The sequence below is a fragment of the Streptomyces crystallinus genome (assembly GCF_039521265.1).
Taxonomy (GTDB): domain Bacteria; phylum Actinomycetota; class Actinomycetes; order Streptomycetales; family Streptomycetaceae; genus Streptomyces; species Streptomyces crystallinus.
In genome coordinates, this window is the sequence record NZ_BAAACA010000026.1 from 39,394 (window position 1) to 65,121 (window position 25,728).

Here is a 25,728-nt window from a genome sequence, read left to right on the forward strand (position 1 = left end):
GGCTCGTCAGTCCTTGTTGGGACCCTCGTAGTCGTCTCCGTACGCGCCCTTGGCGGGGCGGCGGCGGCGCAGCGGGGGCTCGACGCCGTCCGCGAGGCGGCGGGCGGTGACGAGGAAGCCGGTGTGGCCGATCATCCGGTGGTCCGGGCGGACGGCGAGGCCCTCCACGTGCCAGTTGCGGATCATCGACTCCCACGGCTGCGGCTCGGCGAAGCAGCCGATCTCGCGGATCGCCTCGACGGTGCGCGAGAGCTGGGTGGTGGTGGCCACGTAGCAGCAGAGGATGCCGCCGGGCACCAGCGCCTTGGAGACGGCGTCCAGGCACTCCCAGGGGGCCAGCATGTCGAGGATGACGCGGTCGACGTCGGTGTCCGACAGGTTGTCCTGGAGATCGCCGACGGTGAGCTGCCAGGCGGGGTGCGGCTCGCCGAAGTAGCGCTCCACGTTCTGCTGGGCGATCTCGGCGAAGTCCGCGCGGCGCTCGTAGGAGTGGAGCATGCCGTGGTCGCCGATGGCGCGCAGCAGGAAGGCGCTGAGCGAGCCGGAGCCCACGCCCGCCTCGACGACGCGCGCGCCGGCGAAGATGTCGGCGAAGGCCAGGATCTGCCCCGCGTCCTTGGGGTAGACCACGGCGGCGCCGCGGGGCATGGACAGGACGTAGTCGGGGAGCAGCGGGCGCAGCGCGAGGTACGCGACGTTCCCGGTGGTACGGACAACACTGCCCTCGGGAGCGCCGATCAGCTCGTCGTGCGGGAAGGAACCCTTGTGGGTGTGGAAGTTCTTCCCGGCTTCGAGCGTGAACGTGTAGTGGCGTCCCTTGGGGTCGGTGAGCTGGACCTGGTCCCCGACCTTGAAGGGCCCGCGACGGCGGGCGGCACCGGTCGGTTCGGACATACGAACAGGGTACCGGCCCTGTTGACCGGGCCGCGCCACGGCCTGCGGCGACCGGCTCCCGGTCACGGGTGGGGCGGGGTCACGGGGTGGGGGGCGGGGTCACGGGGTGGGGCGGGCTCACGGGGTGGGGCGGGCCATCGCCGCCACGAAGGCCTTCTCGACGTCGGCCGCCGAGAGCACTCCGTAGATCTCCCCGGTCTCCTCGACCACCAGGTACTCGGTGGCGGGGGTGGCCCGGAGCATGTCCAGGAGCGGCTCGCCGGCCAGCTCGGCCGGGACGCGCATCCCCTCGGTGAGGTCCTGGGCGAGACCGCTGACCGCGACCCAGGGGCGGCGGTGCTCCGGTACGCCGACGATGGCGGCCTCGCGGACCAGGCCGGTGGGGTCGCCCTGGCCGTCGACGACGACCAGCGCCCGCGCCCCGGCCTCGTTGGCCCGGCGCAGCGCCTCGGAGAGCGGGGTGGCCGACTCGACGGGGACGGCCCGGCGGGTGAGGTTGCGGGCGCGCAGCTCCGGCAGGTGCTCGCGCAGCCGGGCCATGCGCAGGCTGTTGCCCGCGCCGGTCCAGATGATCGCGGCGAGGATCGCCGCGAGCAGCGCGTCGGTGACGGTGTCCATGCCGTCGACCTCTTCGGGCGCGTTGCCGAGCGCGCCGGTCTGGGTGAGCAGCGGGAGGCCGATGAGGACGGTGACGGCGAGGGCGCGGCCGACCCAGGCGGCGGCGACGGTGCCGCTCATGGGCTTGCCGGTGATCTTCCACACCACCGCGCGGAGCATCCGGCCGCCGTCCAGCGGCAGCCCGGGCAGCAGGTTGAAGCCCGCCACGATGAGATTGGAGATCATCAGTCCGGCGAGCAGCACACCGGGGACGGTGCCGGGCTCCACGGCCTGCATCCCCACGTAGAACAGCCCGGACAGGACCAGGGAGAGCAGCGGTCCGACGAAGGCGAGCACGAACTCGCGGCCCGGGGTCTCGGTCTCCTTCTCGATCTCCGAGACACCGCCGAAGAACTGGAGCTGGATGCGGCGGACGGGGAGCTTGAAGCGCAGCGCGGCGACCGTGTGGGCCAGCTCGTGGACCAGCACCGAGGCGTAGAAGGCGACCGCGAAGAAGAGCGAGACGAGGTAGCGGGCGGCGCCGAGCTCGGGCAGCACCCGGTCGAGCTGGCCGCCGAAGACCCAGGTGATCAGGGCCGCGACCAGGAACCAGCTGGGGGCGACGTAGACCGGCACGCCGAAGGGGCGCCCCATGAGGAGCCCGCCGCCCGGCCCACGGGGCGACCTGCCGCTGTCGGGCGCGGCGCCGGGTCCTTCGTCGCCCGCGCCGGACTGCGGCCTTTTGCTGTCGCCGCTCTCGTCCACGGTGTCCCTTCGTCGGTGCTTCTGTCACGATCATGCAGTGTGAGGGGGCTCGTCGTCGATGGTATTCCGCTCGCTGTCAGTGGCGGGTCGTAGGGTCTGTGTCATGGATACGAGCACCGAAGGGGCCGCGGCGGCCCGGCGACCCGTGTCGTTGTCGCCGTCCCGGGCGAACGACTTCATGCAGTGCCCCTTGCTCTACCGGTTCCGGGTGATCGACAAACTCCCCGAGAAGCCGAGCGAGGCGGCCACCCGCGGCACCCTGGTGCACGCGGTGCTGGAGCGCCTCTTCGACGACCCGGCGGCGGAGCGGACGGCTCCGCGCGCCAAGGCGATGATCCCCGCCCAGTGGGACCGGCTCCTGGAGTCCAAGCCGGAGCTGACCGAGCTGTTCGCCGAGGACGCCGACGGCGCGCGGCTGACGAAGTGGCTGGCGGAGGCCGAGCGGCTGGTGGAGCGCTGGTTCTCGCTGGAGGACCCGACCCGGCTGGAGCCGGTGGAGCGGGAGTTCTTCGTCGAGACGGAGCTGGCGTCGGGGCTGCGGCTGCGCGGGGTGATCGACCGGGTCGACGTGGCACCCACCGGCGACGTGCGGATCGTCGACTACAAGACGGGCAAGGCCCCCCGCCCGGAGTACGCGGAGGGCGCGCTCTTCCAGATGAAGTTCTACGCGCTGGTGGTGTGGCGGCTGAAGAACGTGCTGCCGCGCCGCCTCCAGCTGGTGTACCTGGGCAGCGGGGACGTGCTGACGTACGACCCGGTGGAGGCGGATCTGCACCAGGTGGAGCGGAAGCTGCACGCGCTGTGGGAGGCGATCCGGCTGGCCACCGAGACGGGCGACTGGCGGCCGCGGCCGACGAAGCTCTGCGGCTGGTGCGACCACCAGGCGGTCTGTCCGGAATTCGGGGGGACTCCCCCGGTCTATCCGATTCCGCTGGTCCCAGCCGGGGTGGCGCAGGATGAGCAGGGCAGAATGGAGCCGGTCCAGCAATCCTGATGAGGAGTTCCCGTGGCGATCCGCGTCCTACTGGTCGACGACCAGCCGCTGCTGCGCACCGGTTTCCGGATGATCCTGGAAGCCGAGCAGGACATCGCGGTGGTGGGCGAGGCCGGTGACGGTCTCCAGGCCCTCGACCAGGTGCGGGCGCTCCAGCCCGATGTGGTGCTGATGGACATCCGGATGCCCCGGATGGACGGCGTGGAGGCGACCCGGCAGATCAGCGGCCCGGGCAAGGACGGCCCGGCCAAGGTGCTGGTGCTGACCACCTTCGACCTCGACGAGTACGTGGTGGAGGCGCTGAAGGCGGGGGCCAGCGGCTTCCTGCTGAAGGACGCGCCGGCCAACGAGCTGGTGCAGGCGATCCGGGTGGTCGCGGCGGGCGAGGCGATGCTCGCCCCGTCGATCACGCGCCGGCTGCTCGACAAGTACGCGGACCACCTCCCCTCGGGCGAGGAGCCGGTCCCCGACACCCTGCACACCCTCACCGACCGCGAGGTCGAGGTGCTGAAGCTGGTGGCGCGCGGGCTGTCCAACGCGGAGATCGCCGCGGACCTGTTCGTCAGCGAGACGACGGTGAAGACGCACGTCGGCCATGTGCTCACCAAGCTGGGCCTGCGCGACCGCGTCCAGGCGGCGGTGTACGCGTACGAGAGCGGCCTGGTCCGGCCGGGAGCGCAGTAACGGGCCGGGAGCCCGGTAGCGGACGCGGTGACACGGCAAGGGGCGCGGGGTCTTCTCCACCCCGCGCCCCTTCCGCTTGCGCGCTCACGGCCGCTCACCGCGGCCGTCCGCGCCTAGTTCTTGCTGATCTCCCAGAACCGGAAGACCGTGGACGGGTCCAGGGTCCACTCCAGGCCCACCACGCCCTCGCGGGCCACCGCGTACTGCTTGCCCTGCCACAGCGGCAGGACGGGCAGGTCGGCCGCGACGAGGTCCTGGAGGCGGGAGAAGTCGCCCTCGGTGGCCGAGCGGTCCTCCGTGGCGGCGGTCGACGGGATGATCTCGTCGGTGATCGCCTTGTTCACGTAGTGGTTGGCCAGCACGTTGTCCTTGCCGAAGAACGGCGAGGTGAAGTTGTCCGGATCCGGGTAGTCGGGGATCCAGCCCTTCACGTACACGCCGTACTTGCCTGCCTCGATGTCCTTCTCGTACTGCTTGAACTCGACGGAGCGCACATCGGCTTCGAACAGCCCGCTGTCGTTGAGCTGCTTGGCGATGGCCCGGAGCTCGTCGTCGGTGCCCGGGCCGTAGCGGATCGGGGTGGACCACAGGGTGAGCTTCACCTTGCCGGTGAGACCGGCCTTGTGCAGGACCTGCTTGGCCTTGGCGGGCTGCGCGCTGCCGCCGTACATGTCGAACAGCGAGGTGCTGTGCGCGGTGATGCCGGACGGGACGATCGAGTAGAGCGGTGTGGCGGTCGACTTGTAGACGTCGCGCACCAGCGCCTCGCGGTCGACGAGGTAGGCGATGGCCTTGCGGACGGCGAGCTTGCCGGCGACCGGGTCGTTCATGTTGAAGACCAGGTGCTGGACCTCGGCGCTGGTGCCCTCGACGACCTTGACGCCCTTCTTGTCGGCCACGCTGGAGGCCTGGAGGTCGGCGATGTCCTTGGCGGTGAGACCGCGGTAGGCGAGGTCGATGTCGCCCTGCTTGAGCGCGTCCGCCAGGTCCTTCTGCCGGCCGTGGAAGAGCTTCATGGTCATACCGGAGTTCTTGACCTTGGCGGTGCCCTTGTAGCCGGAGTTGACCGAGAAGCTGGCCTGCTTCTCACCGAAGGCGTCGAGCTTGTAGACGCCCGAGCCCACCGCCTTGCCGTCGGTGCGCAGCTTGTCGGCCGGGTACGTCTGGTGGTCGACGATCGAGCCGGCACCGGAGGCGATCTTGCTGGGGAAGGTGGCGTCGGACACCTTGAGGTGGAAGACGACGGTCTGCTTGTCCGGGGTGTCGATCTTGCCCAGGGTGGAGAGCAGCGGGGCGGGCCCGTTGGCGTCGTTGATGCGCAGCACCCGCTCGAACGAGAACTTGACGTCCTCGGAGGTCAGCGCGTGGCCGTTGGTGAACTTCAGGCCGGAGCGCAGGGTGCAGCGGAAGACCCTGGAGCCGCCCTTGTCGAACGAGCAGTGCTCGGCCGCGTCGGGCTGCGGGTTGGAGCTCCCCTTGGGGAAGCTGAGCAGCGACTGGAAGACGTTGTTGAACAGCAGCCAGGAGCCCGGATCGTAGCCGGACGCCGGGTCGGTGGCCTGGATGTCGTCCGACATCCCCATGACCACCGACTCGCCGTTGCCGGACGAGGATCCGTCCTCCGAGCCGCAGCCGCTGAGGAGACCGGCCGCCAGCCCCGCGGCGAGCGGGCCCGTCAGCCATCGGTTCCGTATCTTCACGTGCAAGTGCCTCACAGTCGTTGCTCGGCCGGGCTGCCCGGGGAGGTCGCCCCGGGCGGCCCGGCCTCACTGAAATTGCTTGCCGGCACGTGAGAATCGCGGCCGGTTCCTGCGTTACTTCACACCGCGGCCCAGCTCCCAGAGCTGGAGGTCGGCGGAGGAGTTGAGCGCCCACTCGGTGCCCGTGATCTCGCTGCGGGCGGCGACGTACTGCTTGCCCTGCCACAGCGGCAGCACGGGGACGTCGTTGGCGACGATGTCCTGGATCTTCTCGAACGGCTTGGCGGCCTGGTTGCGGTCGGCCGCGACGCGGGACTCCGGGATCAGGGTGTTGCGCACCTCGACGTTGGAGTACGGCGAGTTGAGGAAGTTGTCACGGCCGAGGAAGGGCGCGACGTAGTTGTCCGGGTCCGGGAAGTCGGGGAACCAGCCGAGGCCGTAGACGGCGTACTCGCCGGCCTTCTGCGCCGGGCGGTACTTGGGCCAGTCGGTCGCCTTGAGCGTGGTGGCGAACAGGCCGGTGGCGTTCAGCTGGTCCCGCAGGATCGCGAACTCCTTGGCGGTGCCCGGACCGTAGTGGTCGCCCGTGTAGTTCAGCGTGAGCTTCACCGGGGTGGCCACGCCCGCGGCCTTCAGGATGGAGGTGGCCTTCTGCTTGCTGGGCTCGCCGTACTTGTTGAAGAACGAGTTGGTGTGCCCGGCGATCGAGGTCGGGATGAGCGAGTAGAGCGGCTCGGCGGTCGCCCCGTACACCTTGGAGGCCAGCGCGCCGCGGTCGACGACGGCGGCCATCGCCTGGCGGACGGCCTTGTTCTTCACCGACGGGTCGTTGGTGTTGAAGCCCAGGTAGCGGATCTCCAGACCGGGCATCTCGACGAGGTTGACGTTCTTCGGCGGGGTGACCGAGTACTTCTGGATCTGCTCCGGCGACATGGAGCGGGTCATCATGTCGATCTTGCCGGACTCCAGCTCGGCGCCCATGGCGTCGGCGTCGGCGAAGGAGCGCAGCTCGACCTTGTCGTTGTTGACCTTCAAGTCCCCCTTGTAGTGGGGGTTCTTGCTGAAGACGGCCTTGACGACCTGGTCGCCCTTGTACTCGGCCTTGAGGGTGTACGGGCCGGAGCCGTCCACCTCGAAGCCGCCGCGCAGCTTCTTGGGCGCGTACTTGTCCTTCTGCACGATCGCGGCGGCGGGCGTCGCGAGCTTGTACGGGAAGGTGGCGTCCGGCGTCTTCAGATGGAAGATGATCTCGTCGTCGCCCTTGGTCTCCATCGTGTCGATGTTCTCCAGGAGCGCGACGGGGCCGTTGCCGTCCTTGATGTTCAGGACGCGCTGGATGGAGTAGTGCACATCGGCGGCGGTCAGCTTGGAGCCGTCGGAGAACTTCATGTCGCTGCGCAGCTTGCAGCGGTAGCTCTCGTTCTCCTTGTCGGTGAACGCGCAGCTGGAGGCCGCGTCCGGGACGGGCTCGCCGCCGCCGCGCGGCACGTGCACCAGCATCTGCACGGTCTGGCGCAGCACGTTCCAGGCGCCGGTGTCGTACGCGTAGGCCGGGTCGAAGGGAGCGGGCGCGTCCTTGGTGACCACGAACTGGTCCGTGGTGCCCACGACGATGGCCTTGCCGCCGTCGCCCCCACTTCCCGCGCCGCCACATGCGGCGAGTACGGGGGCGAGCAGGCCCACTACGGCCGGCAGCACCAAAGTCTTGCGGTTCATCCTGGACGTTCTCCCTATGTGTCCGGCACTGGGGTACAGCGGTGTACGGAAGACTCCGCCGCGGCCGCCCGGTCGGGGCGGAGTGGCGATCGGGCCGGTACGTACGATCGGACCTGCGCGCCCGGCGGCTTGATGGGTGCCGGGGCAGTTGAGGGTGCGGCGAAGTTCTCGCGACGAGATTAGTGGGCGGGCCGGGAAATCCCGTACCGGGCCTGCTCCATTCACTCGCCACACCCTGGCCGGAAATAGCGGCCCGCCGATATCGAGGCGCCGGAATCTTTCGTACAGGAGATCACCAAACAGGACACAAGGGCACCTCCAGACGGCCTGGAGATGCCCTTGACGTGGTTCCTTGACGGCGGATCAGGTGACGAACGTCACCCCCTTGACAAGCATGGACAGCCATTGACCCGTCGTGAATTCAACCGTTGTTGATGCCTCCGCCGCCCTCTTGCGGGGTAACGGAAAATGCACGGTCGGATGCGATCAGTTTGCGCCGCATTCAGGGCGCACGCTGTGTGTACGGATCAGTTCATCCTGGTGATCAAGGTACGCAGAAAAGCCAGGTCGACCTGTTCGAGCGAATCGACGACGACCCGGCCGGAAGCGGCCTCGATGGGGGCGACGGAGGGCACCGCCACGACCCGGCAGCCGGCCGCCTCGGCGGCCGCCACACCGGTCGCGGTGTCCTCGATCACCGCGCATCTGGTGGGGTCCGCGCCGAGCCCGGCGGCGGCGAACAGATACGGCTCGGGGTGCGGCTTGGTGCGCCCGACCTCGTCCCCGGCGACGGTGAGGGCGAAGTTGCGCGGGCCGAGCGACTGCAGGACGCGGTCGATGATCCGCCGGTGCGAGGCCGAGACCAGGGCGGTCGGCACCGCGTGCTCGGCGAGCTCGCCGAGCAGCCGGGCGGCGCCGGGCATCAGCGGCACACCCCGGCTGATGCGCGCCTCGAAGCGGTCGTTGAGCAGCACCGTGAGCTCGGGGACGGTGATGTCGGCGCCGGTGGCCTCGATGAGGAACCCGGCGCTGCGGCTCATCGGCCCGCCCACCACGACGTCGCGCCAGCTCTCCTGGAGCCGGTGGCCGAGCGCGGCGAAGACCTCCACCTCGGCGTCCCACCAGAACCCCTCGGTGTCGACCAGGGTGCCGTCCATGTCGAGGAAGACGGCTTCGAGGGCGGAGCCTTCGGCCGTGCCGGTTACGGGCGCGGGAACCGTGGTGGTCATCCGGGCACACCTCCTGGAGGGACGAGAAGGCCGGTTCCCAGGGTGGGAACCGGCCTGCGCTGGACCGACCAGTGTACGTCCCGTCAGCGGGAAACGCTCGTGGTGAGGGTCACGTCCCGGTTCAGCGGGCGTTGAAGTACTTCGCCTCGGGGTGGTGGATGACGATGGCGTCCGTGGACTGCTCCGGGTGGAGCTGGAACTCCTCGGAGAGGTGGACGCCGATCCGCTCCGGCTGGAGGAGTTCGGCGATCTTCGCGCGGTCCTCCAGGTCGGGGCAGGCGCCGTAGCCCAGCGAGAAGCGCGCGCCACGGTACTTGAGGGCGAACATGTCCTCCACGTCGGACGGGTCCTCCCCCGCGAAGCCCAGCTCGCCGCGCACCCGCGCGTGCCAGTACTCGGCCAGCGCCTCCGCCAACTGCACGGACAGACCGTGCAGTTCGAGGTAGTCGCGGTAGGAGTTGGCCTCGAACAGCTCGGCCGTGGCCTCGCCGATCTTCGAGCCGACCGTGACCACCTGGAGCCCGACCACGTCGGTCTCCCCGGACTCCTCCGGGCGGAAGAAGTCCGCCAGGCACAGCCGGCGGCCGCGGCGCTGGCGCGGGAAGGTGAAGCGGGTGCGCTCCGAGCCGTCCTCGTTGAGGATGATCAGGTCGTCGCCCTTGGAGACACACGGGAAGTAGCCGTGGACGACGGCCGCCTCCAGCAGGTTGCGGGTGTGCAGCTGCTCCAGCCAGCCGCGCAGCCGCGGCCGGCCCTCGCTCTCCACCAGCTCCTCGTAGCTCGGCCCGTCGCCGGCCCGGTTCTGCTTGAGGCCCCACTGGCCCTTGAAGAGCGCGCCCTCGTCCAGCCAGGAGGCGTACTCCTTGAGGCCGATCCCCTTGATCACCCGGGTGCCCCAGAAGGGCGGCTCGGGGATGCGGTTGTCGACGGCCACGTCCGAGCGGACCGAGCCCTCGGGCTCCTCCGCCTCCGGCAGGGCGGTGGCGCGCTTGGGCACCCGGCGCTGCTTGAGCTCGGGCAGGGTCGCGCCGGGCACCCCGCGCTTCACCGCGACCAGCGCGTCCATCAGGCGCAGGCCCTCGAACGCGTCGCGGGCGTAGCGGACCTCGCCTTCGTAGATCTCGTGCAGGTCCTGCTCGACGTACGCGCGCGTGAGGGCCGCGCCGCCCAGGATCACCGGGTAGTCCGCCGCCAGCTTGCGCTGGTTGAGCTCCTCCAGGTTCTCCTTCATGATCACGGTCGACTTCACCAGCAGACCGGACATGCCGATGACGTCCGCCCGGTGCTCCTCGGCGGCCTCCAGGATCGCCGAGACGGGCTGCTTGATGCCGAGGTTGACGACGTTGTAGCCGTTGTTGGAGAGGATGATGTCGACGAGGTTCTTGCCGATGTCGTGGACGTCGCCGCGCACGGTGGCCAGCACGATGGTGCCCTTGCCCTCCGCGTCGGACTTCTCCATGTGCGGCTCCAGATGGGCCACCGCCGTCTTCATGACCTCGGCGGACTGGAGGACGAACGGCAGCTGCATCTGGCCGGAGCCGAAGAGCTCGCCGACGACCTTCATGCCCTCCAGGAGGGTGTCGTTGACGATGTCGAGCGCCGGGCGGGTCAGCAGCGCCTCGTCGAGGTCGGCCTCCAGGCCGTTCTTCTCACCGTCGACGATCCGGCGCTGGAGCCTCTCGTCCAGCGGCAGGGCGAGCAGCTCCTCGGCCTTGCCCGCCTTCATCGACTTGGTGCTGACGCCCTCGAAGAGCTCCATCAGGCGCTGGAGCGGGTCGTAGCCCTCGGCGCGGCGGTCGTAGATGAGGTCGAGCGCGACCTTGACCTGCTCCTCCTCCAGGCGCGCGATGGGCAGGATCTTGGAGGCGTGCACGATCGCGGAGTCCAGGCCCGCCTTGACGCACTCGTCCAGGAACACCGAGTTCAGGACGACCCGGGCGGCCGGGTTGAGGCCGAAGGAGATGTTGGACAGGCCCAGCGTCGTCTGGACGTCCGGGCGGCGGCGCTTGAGCTCCCGGATCGCCTCGATGGTGGCGATGCCGTCCTTGCGGGACTCCTCCTGGCCGGTGCAGATGGTGAAGGTCAGCGCGTCGATGAGGATGTCGCACTCGCGTACGCCCCAGTTGCCGGTGAGGTCGTCGATGAGCCGCTCGGCGATGGCGACCTTGTTCTCGACGGTACGGGCCTGGCCCTCCTCGTCGATGGTGAGCGCGATCAGCGCCGCGCCGTGCTCCACCGCCAGCTTGGTGACCTTGGCGAACCGCGACTCGGGCCCGTCGCCGTCCTCGTAGTTGACGGAGTTGATGACGGCGCGCCCGCCCAGCTTCTCCAGACCGGCCTGGAGGACGTTCACCTCGGTGGAGTCCAGGACGATCGGCAGGGTGGAGGCGGTGGCGAAGCGGCCGGCCAGCTCCTCCATGTCGGCGACGCCGTCGCGGCCCACGTAGTCGACGCAGAGGTCGAGCATGTGGGCGCCCTCGCGGATCTGGTCGCGGGCCATCTCCACACAGTCGTCCCAGCGGCCCTCCAGCATGGCCTCGCGGAACTTCTTGGAGCCGTTGGCGTTGGTGCGCTCGCCGATCGCCATGTACGAGGTGTCCTGGCGGAACGGCACGCTCTGGTAGAGCGAGGCGGCGCCCGGCTCCGGGCGCGGGCTGCGCTCGGTGGGGGTCAGGCCCCGGACCCGCTCGACGACCTGGCGCAGATGCTCGGGCGTGGTGCCGCAGCAGCCGCCGACCAGGGAGAGGCCGTACTCGCGGACGAAGGTCTCCTGGGCGTCGGCGAGCTCCGGCGCGGAGAGCGGGTAGTGCGCGCCGTCCTTGCCGAGGACGGGCAGTCCGGCGTTGGGCATGCAGGACAGCGGCACCCGGGAGTTGCGGGCGAGGTAGCGCAGGTGCTCGCTCATCTCGGCCGGGCCCGTGGCGCAGTTGAGGCCGATCATGTCGATGCCGAGCGGCTCCAGGGCGGTGAGCGCGGCGCCGATCTCGGAGCCGAGCAGCATGGTGCCGGTGGTCTCGACGGTGACCGAGCAGATGAGCGGGACCCGGTAGCCCGCCACGTCCAGGGCGCGCTGGGCGCCGAGGATCGCGGCCTTGGTCTGGAGCAGGTCCTGGGTGGTCTCCACCAGGAGCGCGTCGGCGCCGCCGGCCAGCATGCCCTCGGCGTTGCGCTGGTAGGCGTCGCGCAGCACGGTGTACGGGGCGTGGCCGAGGGTGGGCAGCTTGGTGCCGGGGCCCATGGAGCCGAGCACCCAGCGCTGCTGCCCGGTGGCGGCGGTGAACTCGTCGGCCACCTCGCGGGCGATCCGGGCGCCCGCCTCGGACAGCTCGTACACCCGCTCGGGGATGTCGTACTCACCGAGGGCGGAGAAGTTGGCGCCGAAGGTGTTGGTCTCCACGCAGTCGACGCCGACGCCGAAGTACTCCTGGTGCACCGAGCGCACGATGTCGGGCCGGGTGATGTTGAGGATCTCGTTGCAGCCCTCGAGGTCCTGGAAGTCCTCCAGGGTGGGGTCCTGGGCCTGGAGCATGGTGCCCATGGCTCCGTCGGCCACCACCACTCGGGTGGCGAGCGCTTCGCGGAGCGCGTCGGCGCGGGTCCGGCTGTCGGCGGAAGGGGTCGGCAACGAGGCCATGGATGTGCTCCCTGGAGTGCGACGGCTGTCGGCTTTGCGGCGTCCGGAGGGAGGCCGCACCCGGTCAGGGTAACCGGGTGCGGGGCGGGTGGGCACAGGTGTCCCACGAGGCGGACGGCGCGGGGGGCCGGGCGGGTGACGGCCGGATGGCCCCGGTGCGGCTGTCATCTGAACTGGCCGGAGGGCGGCGGGGAGCGTCCATCACGGTGACACGGGGTCGGCAACGGCCGATACTGTTCAGCATTGTCGAACTCAACGTTCCGAAGTGGGAGGAAGCGCGATGGCGCGGAACATCCAGTCGCTCGAACGGGCGGCCGCCATGCTGCGGCTGCTCGCGGGCGGCGAGCGGCGGCTCGGCCTGTCCGAGGTGGCCTCCGCGCTGGGCCTCGCGAAGGGCACCGCGCACGGCATCCTGCGCACCCTCCAGGCGGAGGGGTTCGTCGAGCAGGACCCGGCGTCGGGCCGCTACCAGCTCGGCGCGGAGCTGCTGCGCCTGGGCAACAGCTATCTGGACGTGCACGAGCTGCGGGCGCGCGCCCTGGTGTGGACCGACGACCTGGCCCGCTCCAGCGGCGAGAGCGTGTACGTGGGCGTGCTGCACCAGCAGGGCGTGCTGATCATGCACCACGTCTTCCGGCCCGACGACAGCCGCCAGGTCCTGGAGGTCGGGGCGATGCAGCCGCTGCACTCCACCGCGCTCGGCAAGGTGCTCTCCGCGTACGACCCGGTGGCGCACACCGAGGCCGTGGAGGCCGAGCGGACCGCGTTCACCCCCCGCACGGTGACCGAGCCGGCCCGCTTCGAGGAGCTGCTCGACCTGATCCGCGCGCGCGGCTGGGCCGGCGACACGGAGGAGACCTGGGACGGGGTGGCCTCGGTGGCGGCGCCCATCTTCGACCGGCGCCGGATGCCGGTGGGCGCGGTGGGGATCACCGGGGCCGTGGAGCGGGTGTGCAAGGAGGGCGAGATCCGTTCCGACCTGGTGGCGGCGGTGCGCGACTGCGCCCGCTCGGTCTCGCGCGATCTGGGCGCCGGCCGCTTCTGAGGTCCTGCCGAAAGGCGGCCGAAGGCCTGACCAGAGGCCTGACCAGAGGCCTGACCAGCCACTTCCGGGCCGCTTCTGATCGTTTCCGATCGTGGCCGGAAGTTTTCGATCAATGTGGCCGAAAGATACCTGCTGGTAACGATCGGGATACCGGCCACAGAACCCTTGACGCCGACTTAACACCGGGGCAACACTGCCGTTCATCGGTCGGCATTGTCGAACACCTAACGGCAATACGAGTTAGAGTGTGACAACGCCAAGGGCCGCCAAGCCCTCGACGTGAGGGCGCGGACCACCGGAGTGACCCGGGGTTCGCCTTCCCCTGGACGAAGGACAAAGGAGTCGCGGGTGTCCAGCTCCGACATCTTCACCGGCGAGATCATCGGTACCGCCGTTCTCATCCTGCTCGGCGGTGGCGTGTGCGCCGCCGTCACGCTGAAGAGCTCCAAGGCACGCAACGCGGGCTGGCTCGCCATCACCTTCGGGTGGGGCTTCGCGGTGCTCACCGGCGCTTACATCTCCGCCCCGCTCTCGGGTGCGCACCTCAACCCGGCGGTGACGCTCGGCCTTGCGATCGAGGGCGGCACCGAGTGGAGCGACGTGCCCACCTACCTCGCGGGACAGCTGCTCGGCGCCATGATCGGCGCCACCCTGGTCTGGCTCGCCTACTACGGCCAGTTCCAGGCGCATCTGACGGACCCGGAGATCGTCGGCCGGCCCGACGAAGACGCCGCCAAGGCGGTCGAGGGACCGCACGACGGCGCCTCGCAGGCCGGCCCGGTGCTCGGGATCTTCTCCACCGGCCCCGAGATCCGCAACGCGATACAGAACCTCACCACCGAGATCATCGGCACGGCCGTGCTGGTCCTGGCGATCCTCACGCAGGGTCTCAACGGCGACGGCAAGGGCCTCGGCGTGATCGGCGTACTGATCACCTCGCTGGTCGTCGTCGGCCTCGGCCTCTCGCTCGGCGGCCCCACGGGCTACGCCATCAACCCGTTCCGCGACCTGGGTCCGCGCATCGTGCACGCGCTGCTGCCGCTGCCCAACAAGGGCGGTTCGGACTGGGGCTACGCCTGGGTGCCGGTCGTCGGCCCGCTTGCCGGTGCCGCCCTCGCGGGCGGCCTGTACAACCTCGCGTTCGCCTGAGCCGTACAGCGCTGAGAAGCCGAAGAGACCTTCCACCCTCCAGGAGCACTCCGTGAGCGACACCCACACCACCGCCTCGCACGGCCACGGCCCGTTCATCGCGGCCATCGACCAGGGCACCACCTCCTCCCGCTGCATCGTCTTCGACAAGGACGGCCGGATCGTCTCGGTCGACCAGAAGGAGCACGAGCAGATCTTCCCGAAGCCGGGCTGGGTCGAGCACGACGCCGCCGAGATCTGGACCAACGTCCAGGAAGTCGTGGCGGGCGCCATCGACAAGGCCGGCATCACCGCCGCCGACGTCAAGGCGATCGGCATCACCAACCAGCGCGAGACCACGCTGCTGTGGGACAAGAACACCGGCGAGCCCGTGCACAACGCGCTCGTCTGGCAGGACACCCGCACCGACGCGCTCTGCAAGGAGCTCGGCCGCAACGTGGGCCAGGACCGCTTCCGCCGCGAGACGGGCCTGCCGCTCGCCTCGTACTTCGCCGGCCCCAAGGTCCGCTGGCTGCTCGACAACGTCGAGGGCCTGCGCGAGCGCGCCGAGCGCGGCGACATCCTCTTCGGCACCATGGACTCCTGGGTCATCTGGAACCTCACCGGTGGCACCGAGGGCGGTGTGCACGTCACCGACGTCACCAACGCCTCGCGCACCATGCTGATGAACCTCCACGAGATGGCCTGGGACGACAAGATCCTGTCGTCCATGGAGATCCCGGCGGCCGTGCTGCCCGAGATCCGCTCCTCCGCCGAGGTGTACGGCCACGCCAAGGGCGGCGTCCTGGACGGCGTCCCGGTCGCCTCCGCGCTCGGCGACCAGCAGGCGGCCCTGTTCGGCCAGACCTGCTTCTCGGAGGGCGAGGCCAAGTCGACGTACGGCACCGGCACCTTCATGCTGATGAACACCGGTGACAAGCCCGTCAACTCCTACAACGGCCTGCTGACCACCGTCGGCTACCAGATCGGCGACCAGAAGCCGGTCTACGCCCTCGAGGGCTCGATCGCCGTCACCGGCTCGCTCGTCCAGTGGATGCGCGACCAGATGGGCATGATCAAGACCGCGGCCGAGATCGAGACCCTGGCCTCCTCCGTCGAGGACAACGGCGGCGCCTACTTCGTCCCGGCCTTCTCCGGTCTGTTCGCCCCGTACTGGCGCTCCGACGCCCGCGGTGTGATCGCCGGTCTGACCCGGTACGTCACCAAGGCGCACATCGCGCGCGCCGTGCTCGAGGCCACCGCCTGGCAGACCCGCGAGATCACCGACGCCATGACCAAGGACTCCGGCGTCGAGCTGACCGCGCTCAAGGTCGACGGCGGTATGACCTCCAACAACCTGCTGATGCAGACGCTCTCGGACTTCCTGGACGCGCCCGTGGTGCGTCCGATGGTCGCCGAGACCACCTGCCTCGGCGCCGCCTACGCCGCCGGTCTGGCCGTCGGCTTCTGGCCGGACACCGACGCGCTGCGCGCCAACTGGCGCCGGGCGGCGGAATGGACCCCTCGCATGGACGCCGAGCAGCGTGACAGCGAGTACAAGAACTGGCTCAAGGCCGTCGAGCGGACCATGGGCTGGATCGAGGACGAGGAGTAATCGACATGACCACCCTGCAGAGCGTCCCTGCCCTGGGGACGCACCCGGCCTCCGGCTCCCACCCGAGCCGCGCCGAAACTCGGGAGCAGCTTTCCAAGGCGACGTACGACCTCCTGGTGATCGGCGGCGGCATCCTGGGCATCTCCACCGCCTGGCACGCCGCGCAGTCCGGGCTGCGGGTGGCCCTGGTGGACGCCGGCGACTTCGCCGGCGCCACCTCCTCGGCCTCCTCCAAGCTCCTGCACGGCGGTCTGCGCTACCTGCAGACCGGCGCCGTGAAGCTGGTGGCCGAGAACCACTTCGAGCGGCGTGCGGTGTCGCGTCAGGTGGCACCGCACCTCGCCAACCCGCTCACCTTCTACCTGCCCGTCTACAAGGGCGGCCCGCACGGCGCGGCCAAGCTCGGCGCGGGCGTCTTCGCCTACTCGGCGCTCTCCGCCTTCGGTGACGGCGTCGGCCACCTGCTCTCGCCCTCCAAGGCCGCGCAGGACGTGCCGGAGCTGCGCACGGACAACCTGAAGGCCGTGGCCGTGTACGGCGACGACCAGATGAACGACGCGCGGATGGCCCTGATGACGGTCCGCGCCGCCGTGGACGCGGGCGCGGCCGTGCTCAACCACGCCGAGGTCACCGGGCTGCGCTTCACCAAGGGCCGGGTCACCGGCGCCGATCTGCGCGACCGGCTCTCCGGCGACGAGTTCGGCGTCAACGCCCGGCTGGTGCTGAACGCCACCGGCCCGTGGGTCGACCACCTGCGCAAGATGGAGGACCCGGACGCGGCCCCCTCCATCCGCCTCTCCAAGGGCGCGCACCTGGTCCTGAAGCGCACCTCCCCCTGGAAGGCGGCGCTGGCCACCCCGATCGACAAGTACCGCATCACCTTCGCGCTGCCGTGGGAGGACATGCTCCTGCTCGGCACCACGGACGAGGAGTTCGAGGGCGACCCGGCGGATGTCGCGGTCACCGAGAAGGACACCGCCCAGATCCTGGACGAGGCCGCGTTCTCGATCCGCGACCAGCAGCTGTCGCGCGATCTGATCACGTACTCCTTCGCCGGTCTGCGGGTCCTGCCGGGCGGCCCCGGCGACACCTCCAAGGCCAAGCGCGAGACGGTCGTCACCGAGGGCCGCGGCGGCATGCTGTCGGTGGCCGGCGGCAAGTGGACGACCTTCCGCCACATCGGCCGTACGGTGATGCAGAAGCTGGAGCAGCTGCCGGGGCGTCCGCTCGGCGACGACTTCGAGCCGATCTCCTCGCTCCCCGGCAAGCTGCCGCTGCCCGGTATAGCCAACCCGCGTGCCGTCGCCCACCGCCTGATGGTGGACGGCCCGGCGCCCGGCCCGCGCATGGCGGCCGACACCGCCAAGCACCTCGCCACGCACTACGGCTCGCTCTCCTTCGACATCGCGCGCCTGGCCAACGAGGACGCGGCGCTGGCCGAGCGGATCCACCCGGACGCGCCGGAGATCTGGGCGCAGGTCGTGTACGCGCGCGACCACGAGTGGGCCGAGACGGCCGACGACGTGCTGCGTCGCCGCACCACGCTCACGATCCGGGGCCTGGCCACGGACGAGATCCGCGGCAAGGTCGACGACCTGCTCGGCAAGAAGAACTGACGTATAGTTAGTCCGGCCAGTCAGCCGGAAGGGGCGGTTCCCACGGGGGGAGCCGCCCCTTTCGCATGCTCCCGCACGGATGGGGGGCGCGGGGACGCATAATGGGGGCCGATTCATCGGATGAATACCCGGTGATGTCCGTCCGGCAGGGAGGTCGCCCCCATGGCAGTCACCGACGAGGCCATCGAGAAGATCAAGGAAATGATCGTCTCCGGTGCGCTGCGCCCGGGCGACCGGCTGCCCAAGGAGAGCGAACTCGCCGCCGAACTCGGCCTGTCCCGGAACTCGCTGCGCGAGGCCGTCCGCGCGCTGTCCCTGATCCGCATCCTGGATGTGCGCCAGGGCGACGGTACGTACGTGACCAGCCTGGACCCCCAGTTGCTCCTGGAGGCGATGAGCTTCGTCGTGGACTTCCACCGCGACGACACGGTCCTGGAGTTCCTGGCGGTACGGCGGATCCTGGAGCCGGCGGCGACCGCGATGGCGGCGTCCCGGATCGAGGACGCGGAACTGGACGCGCTGGCCGCGCAGTTGGACGCGCTGGGGTCCGAGCCGTCGGTGGAGGAGCTGGTCGCGTGCGACCTGGAGTTCCACCGGGGGATCGTGCGCGGCGCCGGAAACTCGGTGCTCTGCTCCCTGCTGGACGGGCTCTCGGGTCCCACGACCCGGGCCCGGGTGTGGCGCGGCCTGACCCAGGAGGACGCGGTGGCCCGCACCCTGCACGAGCACCGCGCCATCCTCGCGGCCCTGCGCGACCGCGACGCGGACGCCGCGCGGGCGTGGGCGACGGTGCACATCGCGAGCGTGGAGCAGTGGCTTCGGTCGACGCTGTAGCTGGTGCCCGGGGTTTGTCTGCGGGCCGGTGGGTGGCTGAGCGCGCAGTTCCCCGCGCCCCTTAGATGCGCCCCTGCGGGGCGCCTAGGGGATTGCCGCGGAGCGGCACTTTTAGGGGCGCGGGGAACTGCGCGAGCAACCCAGCACGGTCCGCAGACGAGACACAACGCCCCCTAGTCCTGTTTCTCTCCGCTCGCGAACCGCGAGATCACCAGCGCCACGATGATGATCGCCCCGTTCAGGAACTGGTTCCACAGCGCCGGGACCCCGCCCAGGGTCATCACGTTGACCACCAGTTGCAGCGTCAGCACACCCGTGAGCGCCCCGAACAGCGTCCCCCGCCCGCCCTTCAGACTGATCCCGCCGATCACCGCCGCCGCGAACACCTGGAAGATCCAGCCGTTGCCCTGGGTCGCGGCCACCGAGCCGTAGTGGCCGGTGTAGAGGATCCCGGCGAAGGCGGCGAGCAGGCCGCCGACCGCGAGCACCGCCCAGGTGATCCGGTCCACCCGGATCCCGGCCGCCCGGGCCGCCTCCGGGTTGCCCCCGATCGCGTACAGCGCCCGCCCGTGCCGCAGCCAGGCGAGCGCGGCGCCGCCGACGGCGAAGAGGGTGAGACAGATCCAGACGGCCGCCGGGGCGCCCAGCCACTCCGCCTTGCCCAGATAGCGGAAGGACTCCGGCACCTCGGTGATCGACTTGCCCTCGGTGATGCCGACGTGGAGGCCGCGCAGCATCGTCAGCATGCCGAGGGTGGCGATGAACCCGTTGACGTTCAGCTTCAGCATCAAGAAGCCGTTGACCGTGCCGATCGCCAGGCCCACCAGGAGGCAGAGCGGGATCGCCGTCCAGGTCGGCAGCAGTCCCAGCCCCGCGAACCGGCCGCCCTCCGAGGGCAGCACCAGCCACATCGCGACCACCGGCGCGATACCGATCGTGGACTCCAGGGAGAGGTCCATCCGGCCGCAGATGAGGATCAGGGCCTGGCCGAGGACCAGCAGGCTCAGCTCGGAGGACTGCTGGACCACGCTGATCAGGTTGTCCGAGGTGAGGAAGACCGGCGAGACCACGAAGCCGATCACCATCAGCACCAGGATCACCGGGACCAGCGAGAAGTCGCTCCAGCGCACCCGCGCGAGCCGCCGCCGCGCGCCCGCGCCCATCGCCTCGGCGGGCGCCGTGGTCACCGTCTCGGTCATGGCCGCTCCCCCACACCTTCCATGGCGGCGACCAGCTCCCGGTCGGTCCACCCGCTGTCGTACTCGGCGACGACCCGGCCGTGGAACAGCGCGAGCACCCGGTCGCACACCCGCAGGTCGTCCAGCTCGTCGGAGACGATCACGGCGGCGCTGCCCTGGTCGGCGACCCGCCGCACCACCGCGAGCAGCGCCTCCTTGGACTTCACGTCCACCCCGGCGGTGGGGCGCACCGCGACCAGCGCCACCGGTCTCCTGGCCAGCGCCCGCGCCACCACGACCTTCTGCTGGTTGCCGCCGGAGAGCCCGGAGACGGACTGCTCCGGCCCTCGGGTCTTGATGTCGAGCGAGGCGATCATCGACCGGGCGAACTCCCTCGTACGGGAGGGCAGCACGGTCCCCCACGGCCCCAGCTGGTCGGTGACCGTGAGCGTGGCGTTCTCGGCGACCGAGCGCAGCGGCACCAGGCCCTGGCGGTGCCGGTCCTCGGGGATGTAGCCGATGCCCGCGTCCAGCGCGTGCGGCACGCTGCCGGGTCTGACCGGACGCCCGCGCACCGCGATCCGGCCCGCGCTCGCCCGGCGCATCCCGGCGAGCGTCTCGCCCAGCGCGGTGGCGCCGCTGGCGGCGGCCCCCGCCAGGCCCAGCACCTCTCCGGGGCGCACCGCGAGGTCGAGCGGCTCGAACTCGCCGTCCAGGGCGAGCCCTTCGGCCGTCAGCACCGGGGCGGCGCCCGAGGCGCGCCGCGCACGGGCGCCCGGCCGCCACGAGGTCCCGCCCGCCTCGCCGGTCATCGCCGCCACCAGGTCGTCCTTGGCGAGCTCGGCCACCGGCGCGGTCAGTACGTGCCGGGCGTCGCGGTAGACGGTGACGGCGGTGCACAGCTCGTACACCTCCTGGAGGTGGTGCGAGATGAAGAGGAACGCCACTCCCTGTGCCTGGAGCTCGCGCAGCTTGCCGAACAGGCGCTGGATGCCGCGCGCGTCCAGCTGGGCGGTCGGCTCGTCCAGGACGATCAGCCGGGCGCCGAAGGACAGCGCGCGGGCGATCTCCACGAACTGGCGCTGCTCCACGGTCAGTTCCCGGGCCCGCAGGCCCGGGTCGACGTTCACCCCGTACTCGGCGAGCAGCTCCGCCGCGCGGCGCCGCAGCCGTCCCCAGCGGATCGGGCCGCGCTCGAACCGGTTGAGGAAGAGGTTCTCGGCGACGGTCAGCTCCGGGACGACCATGGACCGCTGGTAGACGCACGCCACCTTGGACCGCCAGCCGGCCCGGTCGCCGAAGGCGGGGGCGGGCGCCCCGGCGAACGCCACCGTCCCGGCGTCCGGGCGGTGCAGTCCGGTGACCACGCCGACCAGGGTGGACTTGCCCGCGCCGTTGCGGCCGACGAGCGCGTGGGACTCGCCGGGCCGTACGGTCAGCGCCACCGAGTCGAGCGCCAGGGTCGGCCCGAAGCGCTTGACGATCCCCCGGGCGTCCAGGGCGGGCTCGGCGCTCACGGTCAGCCCTTCTTCCGCAGCTGGTTGGCCCACAGCGCCGGGTCGTCGGCGTCGGCCCGGGTCACCAGGGGCGCCGGGAGCTGGTCCTCGTATCCGCCGGGGATCTTGACGATGGTGGAGCCGTGGTCGGTCGGGCCCTCCTTGAAGGTCTTTCCGTCCAGGGCCGCCTTGGCGTAGTAGAGGGCGTACTTGGCGTAGAGGTCGGCGGGCTGGGAGACGGTGGCGTCGATCTTCCCGGCCTTGATGGCGTCGAGCTCCTCGGGGATGCCGTCGTTGGAGACGACGGTGATGTGGCCGGGCGCGCCCGGCGGTTTCAGCAGGTGCTTCTGTTCGAGCAGGGCCAGGGTGGGCTGGAGGAAGACACCGCCCGCCTGCATGTAGATGCCGTTCAGGTCGGGGTGGGCGGCGAGCGTCGACTGGAGCTTGGCGGAGGCGACGTCGCCCTTCCAGTCGGTGGCCAGCTCGAAGACCTGGATGCCGGGGAAGTCCTTGGCCATACAGGCCTTGAACGCCTGGGAGCGGTCGCGGCCGTTGATGGAGGAGAGGTCGCCCTGGAACTCGGCGACCTTGCCCCGGCCCTTCAGCTGCCGGCCGAGGAACGCGCAGGCCTTCTCGCCGTACGCCTTGTTGTCGGCCCGGACGACCATGTAGACGTCACCCTTGTCGGGCCGGGTGTCGACGCTGATCACCGGGATCTTCCTGCTGTGCAGGCTCTCCAGGGTGGAGGCGACCGCTCCGGTGTCCTGCGGGGCCATGATCACGGCTTTCGCGCCCCGGTCCATGAAGGCGGTGACGTTGGCGACGAGTTTGCCGATGTCGTTCTGGGAGTTGGTGAGCGGCAGCGCGGAGACCTCGCCCGCCTTGGTGCCCTGCTGGATGTACTGCTGGTAGGAGTTCCAGAAGTCGCTGTCGCTGCGCGGCAGGTCGATGCCGACCTTCTGCTGCCCGGTGCCGCCGCCGGAGTCGCGGTTGCAGCCCGCCAGTGCCCCGGCCGCCAGCAGGGCGCAGCAGACGGCGGTGGTCGTACGCACTCTCATGGTGGTGTCCTTCGCGACTCAGTGGAGGGGGCGGGGGCGCAGGCCCTGCATGCCGCCGTCGACGGCCAGGGCGGTACCGGTGACACAGGAGGCGGCCGGGCTCGCCAGATACGCGATGGCGGCGGCCACCTCGTCGGCGGTGACCAGCCGGCCCAGGGGCTGGCGGGCCCGCAGCGCCGCGCGCTCGGCCTCGGGGTCCTCGGCCCCGGCGAGCAGCCGGGCGACCCACGGGGTGTCCGCCGTGCCCGGGTTGACGCAGTTGACCCGGATCCCCTCGGCCACGTGGTCGGCGGCCATGGCCAGGGTGAGCGAGAGCACCGCGCCCTTGGTGGCGCTGTACAGGGCGCGCTGCGGCAGGCCCGCGGTGGCGGCGATTGAGCAGGTGTGGGTGATCGAGACATGGCCCGGCCGCCCGGCGGCCGCACGGCGCAGATGCGGCAGCGCGTGGCGGGCGGCGCGGACCAGGCCGAGGACGTTGACGTCCAGGACGCGGTGCCACTCGGCGTCGTCGTTGTCCTCGACGGTGCCGGTGGCGCCGGTCCCGGCGTTGGAGACGAGGGTGTGCAGCGCGCCGAACTCCCGCGCGGCCCGGTCCACCGCCTCGCGGACGCCTTCGTCGTCGGTGACGTCGGCCTCCAGCGCGAGGGTGCCGCGCGGGACGCCCTTCACGTCCCGGTCGAGTACGGCGACGCGGGCGCCCCGGGCCAGCAGCAGCGCGGCGGTGGCCGCGCCGATCCCGGAGGCGCCGCCGGTGACCAGGGCGGCCAGGCCGGTGAAGTCCTGGGGGGCCGCGTTGGGCGCGGTGAACTCCCGCGGGGTGCTCATGAGATGACCTCCTCGGCCGGTCGGCGGGCCCGCCAGCGCGGGCCGTCCGGGTAGCGGTAGGCGGCGATCGACTCGGGGCGCATCCGGGCCGAGAAGCCCGGGGCGCGCGGCGCGCGGTAGCGGCCGCCCTCGATGACGGCCGGGTCGGTGAAGTGCTCGTGGAGGTGGTCCACGTACTCGATGACCCGGTCCTCGCGGGTGCCGGAGACGGCCACGTAGTCGAACATCGCCAGATGCTGGACCAGTTCGCACAGGCCCACGCCGCCCGCGTGCGGGCAGACGGGGACGCCGTACTTGGCGGCGAGCAGCAGGATCGCCAGGTTCTCGTTGACGCCGGAGACCCGGGCGGCGTCGATCTGGACGAAGTCGACCGCGCCCGCCTGGAGCAGCTGCTTGAACACCACCCGGTTGGCGACGTGTTCGCCGGTGGCCACCTTCACCGGCTGCCCGGCGCGTACGGCCGCGTGGCCAAGGATGTCGTCGGGGCTGGTCGGCTCCTCGATCCAGTGCGGGGCGTACGGGGCGAGCGCGGCCATCCAGCGCAGCGCGTCCGGCACGTCCCAGCGCTGGTTGGCGTCGACGGCGATGCGCACGCCCGGCCCGACCGCCGCGCGGGCCAGCCGCAGCCGCCGTACGTCGTCGTCCAGGTCGGCGCCGACCTTCAGCTTGATCTGCGCGAAGCCGTCCGCGACAGCCTCCTTGGCGAGCCGCACCAGCTTGGCGTCGTCGTAGCCGAGCCAGCCGGGCGAGGTGGTGTACGCGGGGTAGCCCTCGGCGCGCAGCCGCCGGGCCCGTTCGGCGCGGCCCGGTTGGGCGGCGCGCAGCAGGGCGAGCGCCTCCTGGCGGGTCAGCACGTCGGTGAGGTAGCGGAAGTCGACGAGGAGGACCAGCTCCTCGGGGGTCATCGCAGCCAGGAACTCCCAGACGGGCAGGCCCGCGGCGGTCGCCGCCAGGTCCCAGGCGGCGTTGACGACCGCGCCGGCCGCCATGTGCGTCACGCCCTTCTCCGGGCCGAGCCAGCGCAACTGGGAGTCATGGGTGAGGTCGTGGTGGAGGGCCGCGAGGTCGGCGGCGTCCCTAGGCGCGGGGCGGCCCACCACGTACGGTCGCAGCGCCTCGATGGCGGCGGCGGTCACCTCGTTGCCGCGGCCGATGGTGAAGACGAAGCCGTGGCCCTCGGTGCGGGCCGGGCCGTCGGTGCGCAGCACCACATAGGCGGCCGAGTAGTCCGGGTCGGGGTTCATCGCGTCCGAGCCGTCGAGCTGCTCGGAGGTGGGGAAGCGGATGTCGTATACGTCGAACCCGGTGACACTCGGCCTCATGCACGCCCCCTGTGGCTGAGTCCTGTCTGAAGAACTCTTGCGACGAACTTGTGCTCGAACATCCGACCTCTCGGGGTCATCCGATGTATCTGGATGTATAGCGCCGAAAGAGCGCGTCAGTCCAGGGTCGGGACGGAACTTCTCTGCCCGTACCGCGTTCACAGCTCGGATGAATCACGAGGGAGATCACCTTCTGCCCCGGCTGCCGTCCGTTTATGCGGGGATCACTCCGGCGGGGAGCGGGCCGTGCACGGGGGCTGCGGCGGGGTAGTGCTGAAGCCGTAAGGTTGGGGCGTACGTATGAGGACTTCGGAGGGAGGCACTGGGTGATCGAGCTGGAGGGAGTTCCCGAGCTGGTCGACCCGGTCATGATCGCCGCGTTCGAGGGCTGGAACGACGCGGGCGACTCCGCCTCCTCAGCCGTCGCTCACCTGGAGCGCGAGTGGAAGGGCGAGGTCTTCGCCGCGCTGGACGCGGAGGACTACTACGACTTCCAGGTCAACCGGCCCACCGTGTTCCTGGAGGGCGGGGTCCGCCGGATCACCTGGCCCACCACCCGGCTCTCGGTCGTCCGCGTCGGCGGCGACAAGCCGCGCGACCTGGTCCTGGTGCGCGGGATCGAACCGTCCATGCGCTGGCGCTCGTTCTGCAACGAGATCCTCGGCTTCGCGCACGAGCTGGGCGTGGAGATGGTGGTGATCCTGGGCGCGCTGCTCGGCGACACCCCGCACACCCGCCCGGTGCCGGTCAGCGGGGTCACCTCCGACCCGGACCTGGCCCGCACGATGGACCTGGAGGAGACCCGGTACGAGGGCCCCACCGGCATCGTCGGCATCCTCCAGGAGGCGTGCACGCACGCGGGAGTCCCGGCGGTCAGCCTCTGGGCGGCGGTGCCGCACTATGTGTCGCAGCCGCCGAACCCCAAGGCCACCCTCGCCCTGCTCAACCGCCTGGAAGACCTCATCGACCTGCGCATCCCGCTGGGCGAGCTGGCCGAGGACGCCCGCGCGTGGCAGCTCGGGGTGGACCAACTGGCGGCCGAGGACAGCGAAGTGGCCGAGTACGTGCAGACGCTGGAGGAGGCGCGGGACACCGCGGACCTGCCCGAGGCGTCCGGCGAGGCGATCGCCCGCGAGTTCGAGCGGTATCTGCGTCGGCGCGACGGCGGCCCCGGCCCGGTGGGCGGCGGCCACGCCACGGACGGCGGCGAGTCCACCTCGTATCTGCGCGACACCAGCAGCGGCCGCACCCGGCCGCCGAAGCCGCCGCGCGAGGACCCGGAGGAGCCGGGCGAGGGCACGGAGACGTCGCAGGACTGAGTCGCAGGGCTGAATCGCACATGACTGAGTCGCAGGACTGAAGGGGAACGCGCGAAAGGCGCCGGGCGGGCACATGCCC

Annotated in this window: 19 protein-coding genes; 8 read left to right on the forward strand and 11 right to left on the reverse strand. The window is 70.9% G+C overall.

Annotation, left to right across the window (positions count from 1 at the left end):
• Positions 1–6: 6 nt before the first annotated feature.
• Both ABD236_RS20775 and ABD236_RS20780 read right to left on the reverse strand, forming a co-directional pair.
• The gene (locus ABD236_RS20775; RefSeq protein ID WP_067156039.1) at positions 7–894 is read right to left on the reverse strand and encodes a tRNA (adenine-N1)-methyltransferase; all 888 of its coding nucleotides are present in this window, start codon (positions 892–894) and stop codon (positions 7–9) included.
• A 117-nt stretch (positions 895–1,011) separates the two neighbouring features.
• Positions 1,012–2,256: a site-2 protease family protein gene (locus ABD236_RS20780; RefSeq protein ID WP_344075300.1), complete on the reverse strand. Its 1,245-nt coding sequence runs from the start codon at positions 2,254–2,256 to the stop codon at positions 1,012–1,014.
• A 103-nt stretch (positions 2,257–2,359) separates the two neighbouring features.
• Here ABD236_RS20780 and ABD236_RS20785 point away from each other — a divergent pair, with 103 nt between their 5' ends.
• Together ABD236_RS20785 and ABD236_RS20790 are read left to right on the forward strand one after the other, a co-directional pair.
• Positions 2,360–3,250 (forward strand): RecB family exonuclease, encoded by an 891-nt coding sequence (locus tag ABD236_RS20785; RefSeq protein ID WP_344075301.1) that lies wholly within the window; start codon positions 2,360–2,362, stop codon positions 3,248–3,250.
• Between the two features lie 12 nt (positions 3,251–3,262).
• Positions 3,263–3,934 carry a response regulator gene (locus ABD236_RS20790; protein ID WP_053723497.1) on the forward strand — a complete coding sequence of 224 codons (672 nt, stop codon included), beginning with the start codon at positions 3,263–3,265 and terminating at the stop codon, positions 3,932–3,934.
• 113 nt (positions 3,935–4,047) lie between these two features.
• On the opposite strand, the gene ABD236_RS20795 is transcribed toward ABD236_RS20790, so the two are convergent.
• The 4 genes from ABD236_RS20795 to metH all read right to left on the reverse strand — a co-directional run bounded on the left by ABD236_RS20795 (position 4,048) and on the right by metH (position 12,213).
• Complete coding sequence (locus ABD236_RS20795) at positions 4,048–5,634, reverse strand: ABC transporter substrate-binding protein (protein WP_344075303.1); 1,587 nt, start codon at positions 5,632–5,634, stop codon at positions 4,048–4,050.
• 114 nt (positions 5,635–5,748) lie between these two features.
• On the reverse strand, positions 5,749–7,350 hold the full coding sequence (locus ABD236_RS20800) for an ABC transporter substrate-binding protein (protein ID WP_344075305.1): 1,602 nt from the start codon (positions 7,348–7,350) through the stop codon (positions 5,749–5,751).
• A gap of 527 nt (positions 7,351–7,877) precedes the next feature.
• Positions 7,878–8,579, reverse strand: a complete 702-nt coding sequence (locus ABD236_RS20805) for an HAD family hydrolase (protein WP_344075307.1) — start codon at positions 8,577–8,579, stop codon at positions 7,878–7,880.
• A 121-nt stretch (positions 8,580–8,700) separates the two neighbouring features.
• Positions 8,701–12,213, reverse strand: a complete 3,513-nt coding sequence (metH, locus tag ABD236_RS20810; protein WP_344075308.1) for a methionine synthase — start codon at positions 12,211–12,213, stop codon at positions 8,701–8,703.
• Positions 12,214–12,493: 280 nt separating this feature from the next.
• On the opposite strand from metH, the gene ABD236_RS20815 reads away from it, so the two are divergent.
• From ABD236_RS20815 to ABD236_RS20835, 5 genes are all read left to right on the forward strand, one after another.
• The gene (locus tag ABD236_RS20815; protein WP_344075309.1) at positions 12,494–13,258 is read left to right on the forward strand and encodes an IclR family transcriptional regulator; all 765 of its coding nucleotides are present in this window, start codon (positions 12,494–12,496) and stop codon (positions 13,256–13,258) included.
• Between the two features lie 348 nt (positions 13,259–13,606).
• Positions 13,607–14,407: an MIP/aquaporin family protein gene (locus ABD236_RS20820; protein ID WP_344075310.1), complete on the forward strand. Its 801-nt coding sequence runs from the start codon at positions 13,607–13,609 to the stop codon at positions 14,405–14,407.
• A 52-nt stretch (positions 14,408–14,459) separates the two neighbouring features.
• The gene (gene glpK, locus ABD236_RS20825) at positions 14,460–16,001 is read left to right on the forward strand and encodes a glycerol kinase GlpK (RefSeq protein WP_344075311.1); all 1,542 of its coding nucleotides are present in this window, start codon (positions 14,460–14,462) and stop codon (positions 15,999–16,001) included.
• Positions 16,002–16,006: 5 nt separating this feature from the next.
• The gene (locus ABD236_RS20830; protein ID WP_344075312.1) at positions 16,007–17,617 is read left to right on the forward strand and encodes a glycerol-3-phosphate dehydrogenase/oxidase; all 1,611 of its coding nucleotides are present in this window, start codon (positions 16,007–16,009) and stop codon (positions 17,615–17,617) included.
• A 162-nt stretch (positions 17,618–17,779) separates the two neighbouring features.
• Positions 17,780–18,451, forward strand: coding sequence for a FadR/GntR family transcriptional regulator (locus ABD236_RS20835; protein ID WP_344075313.1), 672 nt, complete (start codon positions 17,780–17,782; stop codon positions 18,449–18,451).
• Positions 18,452–18,624: 173 nt separating this feature from the next.
• Here ABD236_RS20835 and ABD236_RS20840 read toward each other — a convergent pair whose 3' ends face one another.
• From ABD236_RS20840 to ABD236_RS20860, 5 genes are read right to left on the reverse strand one after another with little or no spacing between them, the layout of a single operon-like run.
• Positions 18,625–19,650, reverse strand: coding sequence for an ABC transporter permease (locus ABD236_RS20840; protein WP_344075314.1), 1,026 nt, complete (start codon positions 19,648–19,650; stop codon positions 18,625–18,627).
• Positions 19,647–21,146, reverse strand: a complete 1,500-nt coding sequence (locus ABD236_RS20845; RefSeq protein ID WP_344075316.1) for a sugar ABC transporter ATP-binding protein — start codon at positions 21,144–21,146, stop codon at positions 19,647–19,649. The genes ABD236_RS20840 and ABD236_RS20845 overlap by 4 nt, the downstream gene beginning before the upstream one ends.
• A 2-nt stretch (positions 21,147–21,148) precedes the next feature.
• The gene (locus ABD236_RS20850) at positions 21,149–22,183 is read right to left on the reverse strand and encodes a sugar ABC transporter substrate-binding protein (protein WP_344075318.1); all 1,035 of its coding nucleotides are present in this window, start codon (positions 22,181–22,183) and stop codon (positions 21,149–21,151) included.
• Positions 22,184–22,201: 18 nt separating this feature from the next.
• The gene (locus ABD236_RS20855) at positions 22,202–23,008 is read right to left on the reverse strand and encodes an SDR family NAD(P)-dependent oxidoreductase (RefSeq protein WP_344075321.1); all 807 of its coding nucleotides are present in this window, start codon (positions 23,006–23,008) and stop codon (positions 22,202–22,204) included.
• Positions 23,005–24,330 (reverse strand): enolase C-terminal domain-like protein, encoded by a 1,326-nt coding sequence (locus ABD236_RS20860; protein ID WP_344075323.1) that lies wholly within the window; start codon positions 24,328–24,330, stop codon positions 23,005–23,007. Before ABD236_RS20860 ends, ABD236_RS20855 begins: the two co-directional genes overlap by 4 nt.
• 326 nt (positions 24,331–24,656) lie before the next feature.
• Between ABD236_RS20860 and ABD236_RS20865 the strand changes: the two genes are divergently transcribed.
• Positions 24,657–25,649: a PAC2 family protein gene (locus ABD236_RS20865; RefSeq protein WP_344075325.1), complete on the forward strand. Its 993-nt coding sequence runs from the start codon at positions 24,657–24,659 to the stop codon at positions 25,647–25,649.
• Positions 25,650–25,728: the final 79 nt, after the last annotated feature.

What these genes read in the sequence shown, in the direction of transcription:
- ABD236_RS20805 (WP_344075307.1), bottom strand. Translation starts at nt 8,579, where the DNA reads ATGACCACCACGGTTCCCGCGCCCGTAACCGGCACGGCCGAAGGCTCC.
- ABD236_RS20830 (WP_344075312.1), top strand. Translation starts at nt 16,007, where the DNA reads ATGACCACCCTGCAGAGCGTCCCTGCCCTGGGGACGCACCCGGCCTCC.
- ABD236_RS20860 (WP_344075323.1), bottom strand. Translation starts at nt 24,330, where the DNA reads ATGAGGCCGAGTGTCACCGGGTTCGACGTATACGACATCCGCTTCCCC.
- metH (WP_344075308.1), bottom strand. Translation starts at nt 12,213, where the DNA reads ATGGCCTCGTTGCCGACCCCTTCCGCCGACAGCCGGACCCGCGCCGAC.
- ABD236_RS20800 (WP_344075305.1), bottom strand. Translation starts at nt 7,350, where the DNA reads ATGAACCGCAAGACTTTGGTGCTGCCGGCCGTAGTGGGCCTGCTCGCC.
- ABD236_RS20855 (WP_344075321.1), bottom strand. Translation starts at nt 23,008, where the DNA reads ATGAGCACCCCGCGGGAGTTCACCGCGCCCAACGCGGCCCCCCAGGAC.
- ABD236_RS20835 (WP_344075313.1), top strand. Translation starts at nt 17,780, where the DNA reads ATGGCAGTCACCGACGAGGCCATCGAGAAGATCAAGGAAATGATCGTC.
- ABD236_RS20785 (WP_344075301.1), top strand. Translation starts at nt 2,360, where the DNA reads ATGGATACGAGCACCGAAGGGGCCGCGGCGGCCCGGCGACCCGTGTCG.
- ABD236_RS20815 (WP_344075309.1), top strand. Translation starts at nt 12,494, where the DNA reads ATGGCGCGGAACATCCAGTCGCTCGAACGGGCGGCCGCCATGCTGCGG.
- ABD236_RS20850 (WP_344075318.1), bottom strand. Translation starts at nt 22,183, where the DNA reads ATGAGAGTGCGTACGACCACCGCCGTCTGCTGCGCCCTGCTGGCGGCC.
- ABD236_RS20775 (WP_067156039.1), bottom strand. Translation starts at nt 894, where the DNA reads ATGTCCGAACCGACCGGTGCCGCCCGCCGTCGCGGGCCCTTCAAGGTC.
- ABD236_RS20840 (WP_344075314.1), bottom strand. Translation starts at nt 19,650, where the DNA reads ATGACCGAGACGGTGACCACGGCGCCCGCCGAGGCGATGGGCGCGGGC.